Origin of the sequence: Flagellimonas marinaquae (assembly GCF_023716465.1) — a bacterium.
GTDB classification, from domain to species: domain Bacteria; phylum Bacteroidota; class Bacteroidia; order Flavobacteriales; family Flavobacteriaceae; genus Flagellimonas; species Flagellimonas alginolytica.
The window spans coordinates 1,687,421-1,701,405 of the sequence record NZ_CP092415.1; the positions used below are offsets into that span (position 1 = coordinate 1,687,421).

The window sequence follows — 13,985 nt, forward strand, 5'->3', positions numbered from 1 at the left end:
CCTCTTCTTATGAAAAAAAATTTTCTTCTAACCATTTTGGTTTTTTCAGTATTAATATGTTCTGCCCAAAAAGATTCTATTTCAATTCAAGAATTAACAATCATTCAACTTGAGGATGAGATTAATGATTTAAATAGAACATTAGAAAACAACAATAACCATATAAAAGATCTTCTTATTGAGAATGAGAAATTGAGCAATTCCAATTTTGAAAAAGTTGATGGTAGACTAACAAATTTTATTTGGTTGATTTCTGTTGTGGGAGGTATTGCAATTGCTGTATTAACTTTTTTTGGATGGAAATATTTATCCTCCTCCATTAACACTTTCTTTACAGAAAGAGCTCACGAATTATCAGATGCAAAGTTGAATAAAATACTTACCGAAAAATGGATAAGAGAGCAAGTTGAAAAAAAATCAGAGATTCCTATAAAACGGGCAATTGAAAATCTTCAATTAGACTTTTTGAATATAAGTGAGCAAATGATAAATGAAGAAAAGTCAAAAATGAAGCAGCATCATGAAAAGGCAGTAAAAACTGTTGAACAAATAGAAAATCTAAGGGATAAAATAGAGAAAGAGGAATCTCAATCCTATTTAGGCAAATTGAATCAAGAAGAAAAATTAAAGGTAAAAGAAGCCTCAAAAACACCCAAAAGAATAGAGGATTATAATGGAGAAGATTGGTACTGGTTAGGTAGGAATGAATATGAAGAAAACAATTTAGAAGAAGCTATAAATGCTTTTAAAAAATCAATCGAATTAGGATACAATAAACCTATTAACCTAGTTTTTATTGCCCTTGTAAAAGAAAAACTTGGCGATTTAAAAACAGCAATTAGCCAACTCGATGAAGCAATTTTATTAAATCCAAATTTAGCTTCAGCATGGGATATTAGAGGCAATATCAAAATTGATCTTAAATTATACAATGAAGCAATCCAAGATTTTGATGAAGCAATTAGGCTAAATCCCGGGAACTCAAATTCATTTAACAATAGAGGATATGTTAAAAATATTCTTGGGCAATTCCATGAGGCAATTGATGACTTTCTGCAAGGAATATTGGTAAATGACCAAAGTCCAAATCTTCACGCTCATTTGGCATTTTCATATTTAATGATAGGTGAATTAGAAAAAGCAGAAAAATCGAACAAAAAGGCAATGCTTTTAAAACCTAATTATAATAGGCCCTATTTTAATCAAGGATTGATACATCAAAAGAAGGGAAACTTAGATGAAGCATGTAAATCATGGAAAATATCATTAGATCTTGGGTTTATGGAAGCCGAAGAAAAAATTGATGAATTTTGTAATTCAAAGGATTAATCCAAAAACACCAAACAAACTGGGTTTGGGTGGCTGGTCTCATTCATAAAAGTCAAGGTTCCGTTTTCTTTATCTCTTTTAAAAACTGCAATGTTGCTGGTCTTTTTATTGGCGACCAACAAGAATTCGCCCGTTGGGTCCATGGAAAAGTTTCTCGGCCAATCCCCTTGAACGGGTTCTCTTCCAACCAATTCCAATTGACCTGAATCGCTATCCACAGCAAAAATTACAATAGTGTTTTCCCCACGGTTGGAACCATATAAAAATTTCCCGTCCGGAGACAAATGCAAGTCGGCACAAAAGCTTTCCCCATCAAAATCAGCAGCTAAGGTCAATACCACCTGAACTTCTCGGTAATTTCCTTCACCATCTTTTTCAAAGACGGAAATGGTGCTGTTCAATTCGTTGATGACATATAACATTTGACCATTCTTACCATAGGTAAAGTGGCGAGGGCCTGCTCCATCTTCAAACGATATTGAACTCTGTTCGGCAGGAACGAACTCTCCATCCTTTTGATTGTATCGTTTTACCGTATCCAGTCCCAAATCGGTAACCATTAGTCCATCTATATTAAACTGTGCCATGTGCGCATGCGATGTTTTAACGGAGTCCAATGGTTTATGATCGATGATTTGTGGATTTTCAGATAGAGAACCGTCTTCATTAAGGGAGAAAATAGAAACATTGCCACCGGTATAGTTGGCAACGGCCAAATGTCCGTCTCCAGAAAGTGACAGATGACAAGGATGTGCCCCTTGGGTTCCCATGCTGTTCTGAAGTTCCAAAATATCATCTTTCAACTTAAAAGCGGAAACACCCCCGCCCAAACTATCAAAATTGGCAGTTTCTTGGACCGCATACAGGTTCTTTTTGTCTTCCGAAATGGCCAAATAGGATGGGTTCGTCAACTTCGCCGCCAGTTTTTTGCTGGACAGTTCCCCTGAACTCGCATCAAAAGAATACGTGTAGATGCCTTCACTATCTCCATCGGTATACGTTCCAACAAATAGGGTGTACATGGGTTTTTCTTGAGGTTTTTCCGCACAAGCGATTGCTAAAACAGCAACTATACCCACTAGAATAATTTTTTTCATGGATGTTTAGTTAGGCCACCCAAATTAAACATTCTAAATCAAAATAAATGGATTTAAGAGAGTTCGTTCTTGATTTCCTTTTGAAGAAAAATACCGGTCACAATGGTCGATAGCAGATCGGCAATACAAAATGAGAGCCATACACCCAACTCGCCCATAAACTTGGGCAATACCAAAATCAACGGGATAAAAAAGAAGCCCTGTCGGGTCAAAGTGAGCAATAAGGCGGGAATGGCTTTGCCGATTGCCTGAAAATATGCGGCACCTATTAACTGTATGGCGATAATGGGAGTCGCGGCAAACACCAAGCGCATGGCCAAAGGCGTATGCTCCAAAACAAAATTGTTGGTTGCCAGTTCTTCGACAGATAGCTCCGGCCGGTCACTTAGGAACAATGAGGCGATTTCCGAGGGAAAAACCATAAGAACCACAAAAACAAGGGTTGCTACCAAGGCTGCATATTTAATTGCCGTATAGATGGATTGTTTTACTCTTTCAAATTTTTGGGCGCCATAATTGTACCCAGCTATCGGAAGAAATCCTTGGGTTACGCCAAAAACGGGGAACAGGGCAAACATCAACATTCTGCCGATAATGGCATACACCGCTACCATCGCCTCTCCTCCCAAGTTGAACAATATATTGTTCATCAACAAATAGGTAATGCTGGTAACGGCCTGTCTGGCCAAGGTCACAAACCCCAAGGAACCGATTTCCCGAAGAATGGGTCGATCTAGTCCAAAATGGGAAATATCTATTTTTAATTCCGAATTTTTGGACAGAAAAAAGTAAAACACATAGAAGAAACAGAGCAAATAACCTACCGTGGTGGCCCAAGCGGCCCCATGCATACCCCAATCGAACACATAAATAAAAATGTAGTCCATTAAGAGGTTCCCAACGGACGGGATGATCATAGCGATCATGGCAAATCGAGGTTTTCCTTCTGCACGTATCACGGTGTTTCCCATCATGCAAAGTGCAAGAAAGGGCACTCCGTACAAAATGATAGTGTAATAAATCTTAGCGGGTTCAAAAATGGAACCTTTACCGCCAAAAGCTGGAATCAGGTTATCCACAAAATAGAGCCCTAGCGCCACCATGGAAATAGTGACCAACAAGGTCAACGTAATCTGGTTTCCGAACGTTTTAAGGGCCTTTTCCTTGTTATTTGCTCCAAGTGCCCTCGAAATAATGCTGGAACCCCCAATACCAATCGCCATGCCCAAGGCAGCGATAAAGAAGGATACGGGCAACACTACATTGATTGCGGCAATGGCAATGGAGCCTATCCAGTTGCCTACAAAAATGGAGTCCACCAATACGTTCAGGGACATTACCAAGATACCAATCGATGCGGGTACGGCCTGTTTGATCAGTAATTTTCCGATGGGTTCTTCGCCGAGTTCGCTTGAGGTTATTTTGGCCATGCCGGATTAAAGCTTTACATATTTTGTTGGTTGCTTAACTACAGGGTTCCCACCAACTTGCTCTTTTTCTTTTCCAATGTTTGTGCAATGCTATTCCAAAGCGCAATTCTCACCTTTAATGCCTTGGTGCTATAAACCTTAACATCGTCCCATTTTTGCTCATCTGCACCACATAGGGATTTGATCATACGTAGGGCCAAAGGGCCGTGCTCATCGCCATCCAGCTCTATGTGCCTTTTAAGATAATATTCCAATTTTTTGTACCTGCTCGGCCCATTTGAGCCAGATTGTTCAATAATGCTCAAGAACATATCAGGAATTAAATCCTCCCGGCCAAAGGTAAATGCTGCTGCAATTATATGCGGTTGTCGGGTGCTGATAACATCAAAAGTAAATTGAAGAAAATCCTTTTCTGCTTGGTTGAGTTGAGCTTTTTTAATTTGATCGGAGATTTTATCCAAATTATTGAACGAAGAAATAGTTGCTTGCACTTTCTCCGTATCTGCACCAACCTCTTTCATGGCGTCGAGGTACATTTCAAAATGACTTTTAGGCTCTCCCAACTCGTTGCGGTCCGTTTCTTCCTCCAGGACAATTTCGTTGATGAAACGAGCCACCTCGGTATTGGGGCATGGCTGCCAGGGCAAATCTACACAAGTTAAGCTGCGCTGAAGTGCTTTTAGGAGAGACATAAAATCCCAAACGGCATACACATGGCTTTCCATAAAGGTTTTAATGTCATCCAACGAATCCAATTGGGTATAAAGTAGGTGATTTTTGAGCGTATTGCGAAGGGGTTCAAGTTCTTTCCCCAGATTTTCAATTTTCATATTCTCTTTGGTTTCAGACTTATCGGATATGGGTTTCTGGCAAAGCACCGTTAACTTCCCATGCTTTGATCCATTTGGCCATAAGTTGGGCCCAGTCGTCGCGGTCGTTCAAGCATGGAATGTGGATGTAGTCTCCACCGCCTGCTTCTTGGAACTGTTCCTTGCCTTCCATGGCAATTTCCTCAAGAGTTTCTAGGCAATCGCTCACAAATGCAGGAGTGATTACGGCCAATTTTTTTATACCTTCTTCCCCTAATCGTTCAAACTCCTTGTCGGTAAATGGTTGCAGCCAAGGGTCACTGCCCAATCTAGATTGGAATGAGGTGCTCACCTTATCTTCTGGCAAATTCAGCTCTTTCTTTACCAGTTCGGTAGTATCGTAACATTGGTGGCGGTAGCAGGTATGGTGCGCTACGGAATTGGTCTTGCAACACTGTCCGTTCAGCTGGCAATGGAACTTGGTCGGGTCTGATTTTCTGATATGCCTCTCCGGAATTCCGTGATAGGAAAATAGGATATGGTCGTAATCGAAACCCTTTAAACCTTCCGCTATACTTTTGGATAATATTTTGATGTAATCTGGATTACTGTAAAAGGCCGGTAGAGTGGTCATTTGCATATCAGGGAAATCTTGTTGTTGCACCTCCAGTGCTTTTACAACAACCGTTTCATAGGAAGACATGGCATAATGTGGGTACAGCGGCACCAAGAACACCTCATCGACCCCTTTCTCCTTCAATTCTTGTAACCCTTCTTTAATGGACATGGAACCGTATCTCATGCCCAATGCCACCGGTAATTCGATTTGATTTCGGACCTTTTCTGCAAACCTTTCCGAAATAATGATCAAAGGAGAACCTTCGTCCCACCAAATTTTAGAATATGCTTCGGCGGATTTTTTTGGGCGAGTATTCAGAATGATTCCTCGAACTATAATATTCCTTAAAACAGGATTTACATCGATTACACGTTCGTCCATCAAAAACTCATCCAAATACGGCTTAACATCTTTGGCTGTTGGGCTGTCCGGCGACCCAAGGTTGACCAATAAAACTCCTTTCTTCACACTTATTTGTTTTGAGCAGCTAAAATACAACACCAAGAGGACTTCGCCTTTTGTAGCTTACAAAACTTTCTTATGATGAAATAATGAATATCGATTTTGTTTAGACTTTGGGATTGCCTTGAATTTTTCTGTCTTATTTTTGGAGTATGGAGTCCTTTTATGATACAGTTTCCAAAGAGTCGCTTATTTACTTGGGCGCTGCCCTTCTTGTGCTCGTTCTCCTGTTTTGGGGTACAGCAGCGCTGATGAAACGATTGGGCAAGAATCCGAAGTATCTTTTGCCCAAAAGTTCTTTTAAACGATTGGCTACGCCATTGGTTTTGATTTTTATTGCCGTACTCCTTAGGATGAAGGCATTACGTGACCTCCTTAACCTCGAGGATGCAGGATATTGGTTTAGAAAGGCCAGCACCATCCTATTTATTTTTGCCATGGCGTGGGCAATGATCGCCATGTTAAAGATTATAAAAGCGGTAATCATCAAAAACTACGACATTGGTGTTGCCGATAATTTAAAGGCACGTAAAGTTTATACACAGTTTACAATTCTGGAGCGTATTTTTATTTTTATCATAGTCTTGCTTGCAACTGGTTTTGCATTGATGAGCTTTGAAGAAATCCGTGAGGTGGGCATCAGTATTTTTGCTTCTGCAGGAGTGGCGGGTATCATTATCGGGTTTTCGGCACAACAGTTTATCGGTACTATTTTGGCTGGCATCCAAATTGCCATTGCCCAACCCATTAAACTTGATGATGTGGTAATTGTGGAAGGGGAATGGGGCCGTATCGAAGAGATTACTTTAACGTATGTTGTGGTGAGTATTTGGGACAAAAGGCGTTTGATCGTGCCTACACCTTACTTTATAAATCAGCCCTTCCAAAATTGGACCAAAACATCTGCCGATTTAATGGGAACCGTTTTTCTGTATGTGGATTATAATGTTCCGTTTGATAAAATTCGAGAAGAACAAACAAAAATCCTGAACAATACCGATCTTTGGGACGGTAAGGTAAACGTTGTACAAGTTACGGATACCAAACCAAATTATTTGGAAATTCGATGTTTGGTCAGTGCCAAAGACTCGTCCACGGCCTGGGACCTCAGGGTGTATTTAAGGGAAAGACTGATTGTTTACCTCCAAGAAAATTACCCAGAAAGTATTGCTAGAACCACGAGATTGACGGTTGAACATAAAAATGAAGAAAATTGATGAAACAAACTATACTCGCTCTTTTATTGACTTTGGGATATGGGTTAAATGCACAACAGATTACCTGTTCCCCAGAGGACAAATCGCTTTTTGAAGTTAAGCTTTTGGACCTAATGCAAACCAAAGGCGCCAACTTGGGCGACACCATTGCACAGGTGGGCCGATCGTTCCTTGGAACTCCGTATGTGGAAAAAACTCTCGAAGTTGGTGATACGGAAACTTTGGTGGTGAACTTCGGCGGATTGGATTGTACAACATTTGTGGAAAATGTATTGGCTTTTAGCCTGATGCTGCAAAACCGGCAAAAGGATTTTGAAAGCTTTACGGACAATCTGGAGACTGTTCGGTATAGAAACGGCAGTTTAAACGGGTATCCTTCTCGTTTACACTATTTTACAGAATGGATTCGGAATAACGAGCGTAAGGGGTTAGTAAAGGACATCACCGAGGAATTAGGGGGCGAGAAACTGGAAAAGTCCATTAATTTTATGGGGACCCATCGTAACCTGTACCCTTTTTTGGCCAGCGATGAGAATTTTGAAGCAATATTAGAGGTGGAAAAGGCACTGGACACAGAAGAAATTTGTTATTTGCCAAAGGGCCAAATAGAAAGCAAGGAACACCTGATAAAATCCGGGGACATTATTGCTTTGGCCACATCTATAAAAGGATTGGATGTAACACATACCGGAATTGCATTGCACAGACCCGATGGTAGGTTGCATCTATTACATGCTTCCAGTAAGAATGGTGAAGTAGAGATTTCCGAGTTGCCGTTGGCGGATTACCTCAAAAACATCAAAAGCAATATAGGAATCATTGTTGCCAGACCTGCTTTAGTCTCTTTTTAAACACCATTCGATAGCGCCCAAAAGATGCTGGCGGAACATAGGCTCATTGAACGAATCGTCCGTATGGCCTCCCCCTGTATAAAAGGCCCTGCCACCATCAAACTCTTGGAACCAGGCAATTGGATGATCGGGTCCATTGGTGCCCCCTTCATAACTGGTCTCGTCCAAATTGAGCAATACGGTAACATCGGGACTTAGATTTTTATAATTGTACCATTCATCTGTTCTGGTCCAAGTTTCCTTCAAGTGGGCAGTGGACGGGTGTATATTGTTTACCACATCAATTTTAGCTTTTCTCACATTAGGGTCATTTGGATGGGAATCAAAATAGCCCCCTACCAATTTACCGTACCAATCCCAATCATACTCGGTATCGGCAGCGGCATGCACACCCATAAAAGCACCACCTCCTTTAATAAACTGCTCAAATGCAAGCTGTTGAGTATGGTTCAGCACATCCATGGTTGTGTTCAAAAAAACCACTAGCTTGTAATTATCAAGATTTAAGGTGTTAAAATCATCTCCGGATTCGGATTGCAAGGCAATAAAACCATTTTGTCTGCCCAATTCCCTAAAGGTCTGTACCCCTTTTTCTATGGATTTATGCCGGAATCCTTGAGTTTTGGTAAAAACAAGAACCAAATCGGGCATTTTTTGCGTATTCTCTTTTTCAGCGGGTATATCTTGTGCCGAAACATGAAGGGCGAAACAGAAGCTGAGTAAATACAGCGCAAATTTTTTCATAAGGGTTTAATTAGGCATTTGAAGTTAAATATTTTTTAGGTGTTGTGCCGAACTTCTTTTTAAAAGAAGCAATAAAATGACTAGCGGTACTGTACCCTACTTTTAATCCCACCTCGTTTACATTGTGCTTTCCTGTTTCCAACATTTTACGGGCATATTCCATTTTGTAATCGAACAAAAAGCCAAAAACAGAGTCTCCATAAATTTGTTTAAAGCCTTCCTTTAGTTTTTTAAGGCTTAACCCAACCTCTTGCGAGAGTTCTGCAAGTGTTGGCGGTTCAGCCATACGGGAAATCATAATTTCCTTGGCCATTCGAATTCGGCGAACATTGTCCTCGTCTGCCAAGTAGGGGCATTGTTCAAGATCGGCATCTTCGGTTTTATTAAAGTACAGGGAGATCAACTCGTACACTTTGCCTTTTAAATACAGTTTTTTTATGGATGGATGCAAATTATAGTTCATTAACTGGCTAAGGACAACGGCCGTGGCCGGAGATACCATTTCTTGAGAATAGTATTTCTTCTCCTTGTTTTCGTCGCTTAAGAAAGGAATATAATCCGCTTCGTCGGAAAACAGGGAATGGAACTTCCTTATCGTCATAACTACGGAAAGCAACCAAGAGCCAGGCGAGACCACCAGATCCAAGGGTAGGTCCTTTTGGGTGTTGTACAAGAGCAACGAGTTTTCCTCATTTACTTCCAAATAGTAGTTACCTTCATTAAAATTGAATTTGGACCTCCCCTTTAAACAAAAATGGAATTGGATGTACGTGCTGTCTATTTCACGCTCAATAAGTCTAGGGTCCTTGGAGTCGTTCTGAATCTTTAAGATGTAAATTCCGTCCTCTACTAAAATTTCATCATAGGAACCGCTAGCGATATTTTTTAAGTTGTTTTTCAATTTGGTTTAGATGTTTCGTTAATTTAGAATGGCTCTAAATTGTGTTCTGCAATATCAAATTTATCAATAATATCAATACTTGACGTAAATTTTATCAAAAATAAAACACGAAATAAATAGTAGTGGCCTATCTGGTTCCGCTACCGTTATTTTTTGATACATAAGCCTGTTAATTTTGTTCTGCGATTTATATCCTTTATGAGGAACTACCATATTTCAAAACATAATTCCTTCTACGCCATTGGGTTGAGTTACAAGAAGGCGGATGCAGAGGTTAGAGGAAAGTTCAGTCTGGATGTTCCTGCCATTGATCATATATTGTTCAAGGCGAAGGAAATGGGCATCGATGGACTTTTGGCCATTTCTACGTGCAACAGGACCGAACTGTATGGATTTGCACAGCACCCCTATCAACTTATAAAGCTGTTGTGTGAGGAGACCAAAGGCACTGTGGAGGAATTCCAGGAAGTGGCCTATGTATATAAAAACCATGACGCGATTTCCCATATTTTCAAAGTGGGGACTGGTCTAGACAGTCAGATTTTGGGTGATTTTGAAATCATCAGCCAGATCAAACAAGGTTTTTACCGTGCCAAAAAGCAGGAAATGGCCAATCCGTTCTTGGAACGTTTGTGCAATTCGGTGATCCAGGCCAGCAAACGCATTAAAAACGAGACGGAACTATCTTCCGGGGCCACCTCGGTTGCATTTGCATCGGTAAAATATATTCTGGATAATGTGGATGATATTTCCAATAAGAACATTTTACTTTTCGGGACTGGCAAGATTGGACGGAACACCTGCGAAAATTTAGTAAAACACTCCAACAATTCCCACATTACACTGATCAACAGAACCAGGGAAAAAGCAGAGGATGTTGCAGGCAAGTTTCAATTAACGGTAAAAGATTATGGAGATCTGCAGTCGGAAATACGAAAGGCCGACATACTTGTTGTGGCCACAGGGGCCCAACTGCCAACCGTTTCGAAAGCTTTGGTATACACTAAAAAGCCCTTATTGATTTTGGATCTGTCCGTACCCAAAAACGTATCCGACGATGTAAAAGAGCTGGAGAACGTTACCTTGGTGCATTTGGATCAGCTGTCGCAAATTACTGATGAGACTTTGGCCAAAAGAAAGGAATTTATCCCAAAGGCAGAAGCGATTATTGAGAAAGTGAGAAAAGATTTCCTTAAATGGTTGGAAACGCGAAAGTTTGCTCCGGTAATCAATGCCCTTAAGGACAAACTGAACACAATGAAAACTGAAGAAATCGATTTTCAGACCAAAAAAATAGAAGGTTTCGACCAAATTCAAGCAGAAATCATCTCCGATAGGATCATACAAAAAATTACCAAACAGTTTGCCAATCACTTAAAGAGCAACGAAGTTGATACGGAGGACAGTCTGGAACTTATCCAGAAAGTATTTCAGCTAGAACTACATTCCAAATGAGCAAGATAATCCGCATTGGAACCCGCGATAGCGAATTGGCGCTGTGGCAAGCCACTACCGTTCAAAATAAATTGGAAACACTAGGGTACGATACCATTTTGGTACCCACAAAATCCATGGGGGACCAAGTGTTGGACAAACCTCTGTACGAGTTGGGCGTTACCGGTATTTTTACCAAAACACTGGATGTAGCCTTGTTAAAGGGCGATATAGATATTGCTGTACATTCCATGAAGGATGTACCCACCCAACTCCCTAAAGGCATAGTACAAGTGGCCGTACTTGAGCGCGCCGTTACCCACGATATTCTGGTGCATAAAGGTTCTGGTTTTTTGGAGCAGGACCAACCTGCGACCATTGCCACGGGCAGTTTGCGCAGAAAAGCCCAATGGTTGAACAAATACCCCGACCACAAAGTGGTGGACCTTAGGGGAAACGTAAACACTCGCTTGTTAAAACTTATCGAGAACAACTGGCAAGGTGCCATTTTCGCACAAGCAGGATTGGAGCGTATAAAACTATTGCCCAAAGACGCCATTCAATTGGATTGGATGGTTCCCGCTCCCGCACAAGGTGCCATGTTGGTGGTCGCCAAACAGGAAGATGACTTTACCCAACAGGCATTGGCCCATCTTAACCATTCGGAAACCGAAGTGGCAACAACCATAGAGCGTGAATTTTTGCGCACTTTGGAAGGAGGATGCACTGCCCCAATAGGAGCATTGGCCCAAATAAAGGATAAGAAAGTGCATTTTAAAGGCGTAGTGTTCTCTTTGGACGGCAAAAAAAAGATTGAAATCAAAAAAGAGGTGAAACTGTCCGAAGCAAAGAACCTTGGTCAAGCGTGTGCGGAAGAAGTGCTAAAAAACGGCGGTGATAAATTGATGCAGGAAATCAGAAATGAAAACAGTGCTGTCCACTAAAATATTAAGCCCGTCACAAAAAGAACTTTTTCTAAATTCCGGCTTGGGATTGGTGGAATACAATGCGCTATCGATCGAGTTTCTCGAAGACAAGATACCTTTGGAACACAAAAATTACGTTTTTACCAGCCAGAATACAGTCAAGGTTTTTATAAAGCAAACCGAAGGATTGGACAGGGCCGGGTTTCGTGCATTCTGCGTAGGCGATAAAACGCGATCGCTTTTGGAAGATAATGGAGTATTGGTCGTGGAATCCACGCAGTATGCTTCAGAATTGGGAAAAGTTATTGCACAAAAATACCGCTGTGAATCCTTTTTGTTTTTATGTGGGAACAAAAGAAGGGATGATTTGCCCAATGCCTTTAAAAAAAATAACATTCGGTATAAAGAAATGATGGTGTACCGGACTCACTCGAACCCTAAGGCCTTCAATAGAAATTTCGATGGTATTCTTTTTTACAGCCCCAGTGGTATTCAAAGTTACTTGTTGGAAAACAAATTGGGCAACAGCATGTTGTTCTGCATTGGAAACACCACCGCTGCCGAAGCTAAAAAACATTCAGAGAATATAATTTTAGCCAACAAACCGACTGTTGAAAATGTGTTGGTACAGGCGATTAACTACTATAAGAACTTATGATAAAAAACGACTTGTTCCTAAAGGCTTTAAAAGGAGAAACCGTTGATCGTCCACCCGTATGGATGATGCGACAAGCGGGACGCTATTTGCCAGAATTCATGGAACTTAAGAAAAAATACGATTTCTTTACCCGTTGCCAAACACCGGAACTGGCTTCTGAAATAACCGTACAGCCCATTCGGCGCTATGGCATGGATGCCGCCATATTGTTCAGTGACATCTTGGTAATACCCCAAGCTATGGACATCGAGGTGCAAATGAAGCCCAACTTTGGACCGTATCTTCCCAATCCGATCCGTTCGCAAAAAGATTTGGACCATGTGGTTGTTCCCGATGTTCATGACTCGCTTGGGTATGTAATGGACGCAATTGAAATGACAAAGGAGAAATTAAATGATGAAATTCCTTTGATCGGATTTGCAGGCTCTCCTTGGACCATTCTTTGCTATTGTGTGGAAGGGCAAGGGAGCAAAAGTTTCGACAAGGCCCGTGGTTTCTGTTTTACCCAGCCAAAAGCTGCCCACGAACTGCTTCAAAAAATAACCGATACCACCATTGCTTACCTTAAAGCAAAGGTTAAAGCTGGTGTTAATGCCGTACAGGTTTTCGATTCTTGGGGAGGAATGCTTTCGCCCGTGGATTATCAAGAGTTTTCATGGAAATATATCCAACAAATAGTGGATGCATTAAAAGATGAGGCCCCAGTAATTGTATTTGGTAAAGGCTGTTGGTTTGCATTAAAAGAGATGGCCAATTCAGGTGCGTCCGCAGTTGGGGTCGATTGGACCTGTTCTGCGCAAAATGCCAGATACTTAACAGGAGGAAACATCACGCTTCAAGGTAATTTTGATCCAGCAAGATTACTTTCACCCCCAGAAAAAATCAAGGAAATGGTGACACAGATGATCCGTGATTTTGGCAAGGACCAATACATTGTAAACCTGGGCCATGGTATTTTGCCCAACATTCCTATCGAGAATGCCCAAGCTTTTATAGAAGCGGTTAAGGAGTATAAAGGGTGAAGCTTTTTGCGATACTGAAACGGTTAGATGTAAAGAATCTCCTAAAGGTTATCGGTATTGGTTTGAGCAAGCCTCTCTTTATACTCCCGACTATAAGAGCAACAAAGGATTGCTTGGCCATTTCGAGCAAGTACTTTGGTAAACTGCACCATAAAAATGGTCCGGCGAACGCATTTAGGCATGCACTATGGAATTATTTGATTGCCAAAAGATGTTTTGCCTGGAGCAGAAACGAAGAATCGGCAACCCAATGGGCAAAAAGGGTAACCGATTGGCACGAGGATTCGTTTCCAAACAAAAAATTGCCAAAACAAATGGATTTGCACAATAATGAGGTAGGTAGGTTTATTTATAGGCAAAATGCCGATAAAGCGGAGACCGAGGTTATAGCCAAGTTGAAAGAAATGACCGGTGAATCCATCAAAATAAATGAAAAGTCAAAACTTTCCAATTATAAATACCAAATGGTACATATTCTTTGATAAG

At 41.0% G+C, this 13,985-nt stretch carries 14 protein-coding genes; 8 read left to right on the forward strand and 6 right to left on the reverse strand.

The features are described from left to right. The first annotated feature begins 9 nt into the window (after positions 1-9). Positions 10-1,329 (forward strand): tetratricopeptide repeat protein, encoded by a 1,320-nt coding sequence (locus MJO53_RS07610; RefSeq protein WP_252081086.1) that lies wholly within the window; start codon positions 10-12, stop codon positions 1,327-1,329. Here MJO53_RS07610 and MJO53_RS07615 read toward each other — a convergent pair. From MJO53_RS07615 to hemH, 4 genes are read right to left on the reverse strand one after another with little or no spacing between them, the layout of a single operon-like run. Then, positions 1,326-2,426, reverse strand: a complete 1,101-nt coding sequence (locus tag MJO53_RS07615; RefSeq protein WP_252081087.1) for a lactonase family protein — start codon at positions 2,424-2,426, stop codon at positions 1,326-1,328. The two genes, MJO53_RS07610 and MJO53_RS07615, sit on opposite strands and share 4 nt — an antisense overlap. A gap of 53 nt (positions 2,427-2,479) precedes the next feature. Then, a complete protein-coding gene (locus MJO53_RS07620) occupies positions 2,480-3,856 on the reverse strand; it encodes an MATE family efflux transporter (protein ID WP_252081088.1) in 1,377 nt (458 codons plus the stop codon). A 38-nt stretch (positions 3,857-3,894) separates the two neighbouring features. Next, positions 3,895-4,686: a DUF3050 domain-containing protein gene (locus MJO53_RS07625; protein ID WP_252081089.1), complete on the reverse strand. Its 792-nt coding sequence runs from the start codon at positions 4,684-4,686 to the stop codon at positions 3,895-3,897. Between the two features lie 19 nt (positions 4,687-4,705). Next, positions 4,706-5,752: a ferrochelatase gene (gene hemH, locus MJO53_RS07630; protein WP_224835856.1), complete on the reverse strand. Its 1,047-nt coding sequence runs from the start codon at positions 5,750-5,752 to the stop codon at positions 4,706-4,708. Between the two features lie 146 nt (positions 5,753-5,898). On the opposite strand from hemH, the gene MJO53_RS07635 reads away from it, so the two are divergent. Both MJO53_RS07635 and MJO53_RS07640 read left to right on the forward strand, forming a co-directional pair. Next, positions 5,899-6,963 (forward strand): mechanosensitive ion channel family protein, encoded by a 1,065-nt coding sequence (locus MJO53_RS07635; RefSeq protein ID WP_252081090.1) that lies wholly within the window; start codon positions 5,899-5,901, stop codon positions 6,961-6,963. Further along, a complete protein-coding gene (locus tag MJO53_RS07640) occupies positions 6,963-7,814 on the forward strand; it encodes an N-acetylmuramoyl-L-alanine amidase-like domain-containing protein (protein WP_252081091.1) in 852 nt (283 codons plus the stop codon). The genes MJO53_RS07635 and MJO53_RS07640 overlap by 1 nt, the downstream gene beginning before the upstream one ends. On the opposite strand, the gene MJO53_RS07645 is transcribed toward MJO53_RS07640, so the two are convergent. Both MJO53_RS07645 and MJO53_RS07650 read right to left on the reverse strand, forming a co-directional pair. Beyond that, complete coding sequence (locus MJO53_RS07645; protein ID WP_252081092.1) at positions 7,800-8,558, reverse strand: ThuA domain-containing protein; 759 nt, start codon at positions 8,556-8,558, stop codon at positions 7,800-7,802. The genes MJO53_RS07640 and MJO53_RS07645 overlap by 15 nt on opposite strands. A 10-nt stretch (positions 8,559-8,568) precedes the next feature. Continuing rightward, complete coding sequence (locus tag MJO53_RS07650; RefSeq protein WP_224835852.1) at positions 8,569-9,459, reverse strand: helix-turn-helix domain-containing protein; 891 nt, start codon at positions 9,457-9,459, stop codon at positions 8,569-8,571. A 198-nt stretch (positions 9,460-9,657) separates the two neighbouring features. Here MJO53_RS07650 and hemA point away from each other — a divergent pair, with 198 nt between their 5' ends. From hemA to MJO53_RS07675, 5 genes are read left to right on the forward strand one after another with little or no spacing between them, the layout of a single operon-like run. After that, the gene (hemA, locus tag MJO53_RS07655; protein ID WP_252081093.1) at positions 9,658-10,914 is read left to right on the forward strand and encodes a glutamyl-tRNA reductase; all 1,257 of its coding nucleotides are present in this window, start codon (positions 9,658-9,660) and stop codon (positions 10,912-10,914) included. Next, entirely contained in the window at positions 10,911-11,837 is a 927-nt protein-coding gene (gene hemC / locus MJO53_RS07660) for a hydroxymethylbilane synthase (RefSeq protein WP_252081094.1), read from the forward strand. Before hemA ends, hemC begins: the two co-directional genes overlap by 4 nt. Continuing rightward, positions 11,815-12,477: a uroporphyrinogen-III synthase gene (locus MJO53_RS07665; RefSeq protein WP_252081095.1), complete on the forward strand. Its 663-nt coding sequence runs from the start codon at positions 11,815-11,817 to the stop codon at positions 12,475-12,477. Before hemC ends, MJO53_RS07665 begins: the two co-directional genes overlap by 23 nt. Then, a complete protein-coding gene (hemE, locus tag MJO53_RS07670) occupies positions 12,474-13,499 on the forward strand; it encodes a uroporphyrinogen decarboxylase (protein ID WP_252081096.1) in 1,026 nt (341 codons plus the stop codon). The genes MJO53_RS07665 and hemE overlap by 4 nt, the downstream gene beginning before the upstream one ends. Then, a complete protein-coding gene (locus MJO53_RS07675) occupies positions 13,496-13,981 on the forward strand; it encodes a DUF6973 domain-containing protein (RefSeq protein ID WP_252081097.1) in 486 nt (161 codons plus the stop codon). Before hemE ends, MJO53_RS07675 begins: the two co-directional genes overlap by 4 nt. The last annotated feature ends 4 nt before the right edge of the window (positions 13,982-13,985 follow it).

What these genes read in the sequence shown, in the direction of transcription:
- MJO53_RS07625 (WP_252081089.1), bottom strand. Translation starts at nt 4,686, where the DNA reads ATGAAAATTGAAAATCTGGGGAAAGAACTTGAACCCCTTCGCAATACG.
- MJO53_RS07665 (WP_252081095.1), top strand. Translation starts at nt 11,815, where the DNA reads ATGAAAACAGTGCTGTCCACTAAAATATTAAGCCCGTCACAAAAAGAA.
- MJO53_RS07615 (WP_252081087.1), bottom strand. Translation starts at nt 2,426, where the DNA reads ATGAAAAAAATTATTCTAGTGGGTATAGTTGCTGTTTTAGCAATCGCT.
- hemA (WP_252081093.1), top strand. Translation starts at nt 9,658, where the DNA reads ATGAGGAACTACCATATTTCAAAACATAATTCCTTCTACGCCATTGGG.
- MJO53_RS07640 (WP_252081091.1), top strand. Translation starts at nt 6,963, where the DNA reads ATGAAACAAACTATACTCGCTCTTTTATTGACTTTGGGATATGGGTTA.
- hemE (WP_252081096.1), top strand. Translation starts at nt 12,474, where the DNA reads ATGATAAAAAACGACTTGTTCCTAAAGGCTTTAAAAGGAGAAACCGTT.
- MJO53_RS07645 (WP_252081092.1), bottom strand. Translation starts at nt 8,558, where the DNA reads ATGAAAAAATTTGCGCTGTATTTACTCAGCTTCTGTTTCGCCCTTCAT.
- MJO53_RS07620 (WP_252081088.1), bottom strand. Translation starts at nt 3,856, where the DNA reads ATGGCCAAAATAACCTCAAGCGAACTCGGCGAAGAACCCATCGGAAAA.
- MJO53_RS07635 (WP_252081090.1), top strand. Translation starts at nt 5,899, where the DNA reads ATGGAGTCCTTTTATGATACAGTTTCCAAAGAGTCGCTTATTTACTTG.
- MJO53_RS07610 (WP_252081086.1), top strand. Translation starts at nt 10, where the DNA reads ATGAAAAAAAATTTTCTTCTAACCATTTTGGTTTTTTCAGTATTAATA.
- hemC (WP_252081094.1), top strand. Translation starts at nt 10,911, where the DNA reads ATGAGCAAGATAATCCGCATTGGAACCCGCGATAGCGAATTGGCGCTG.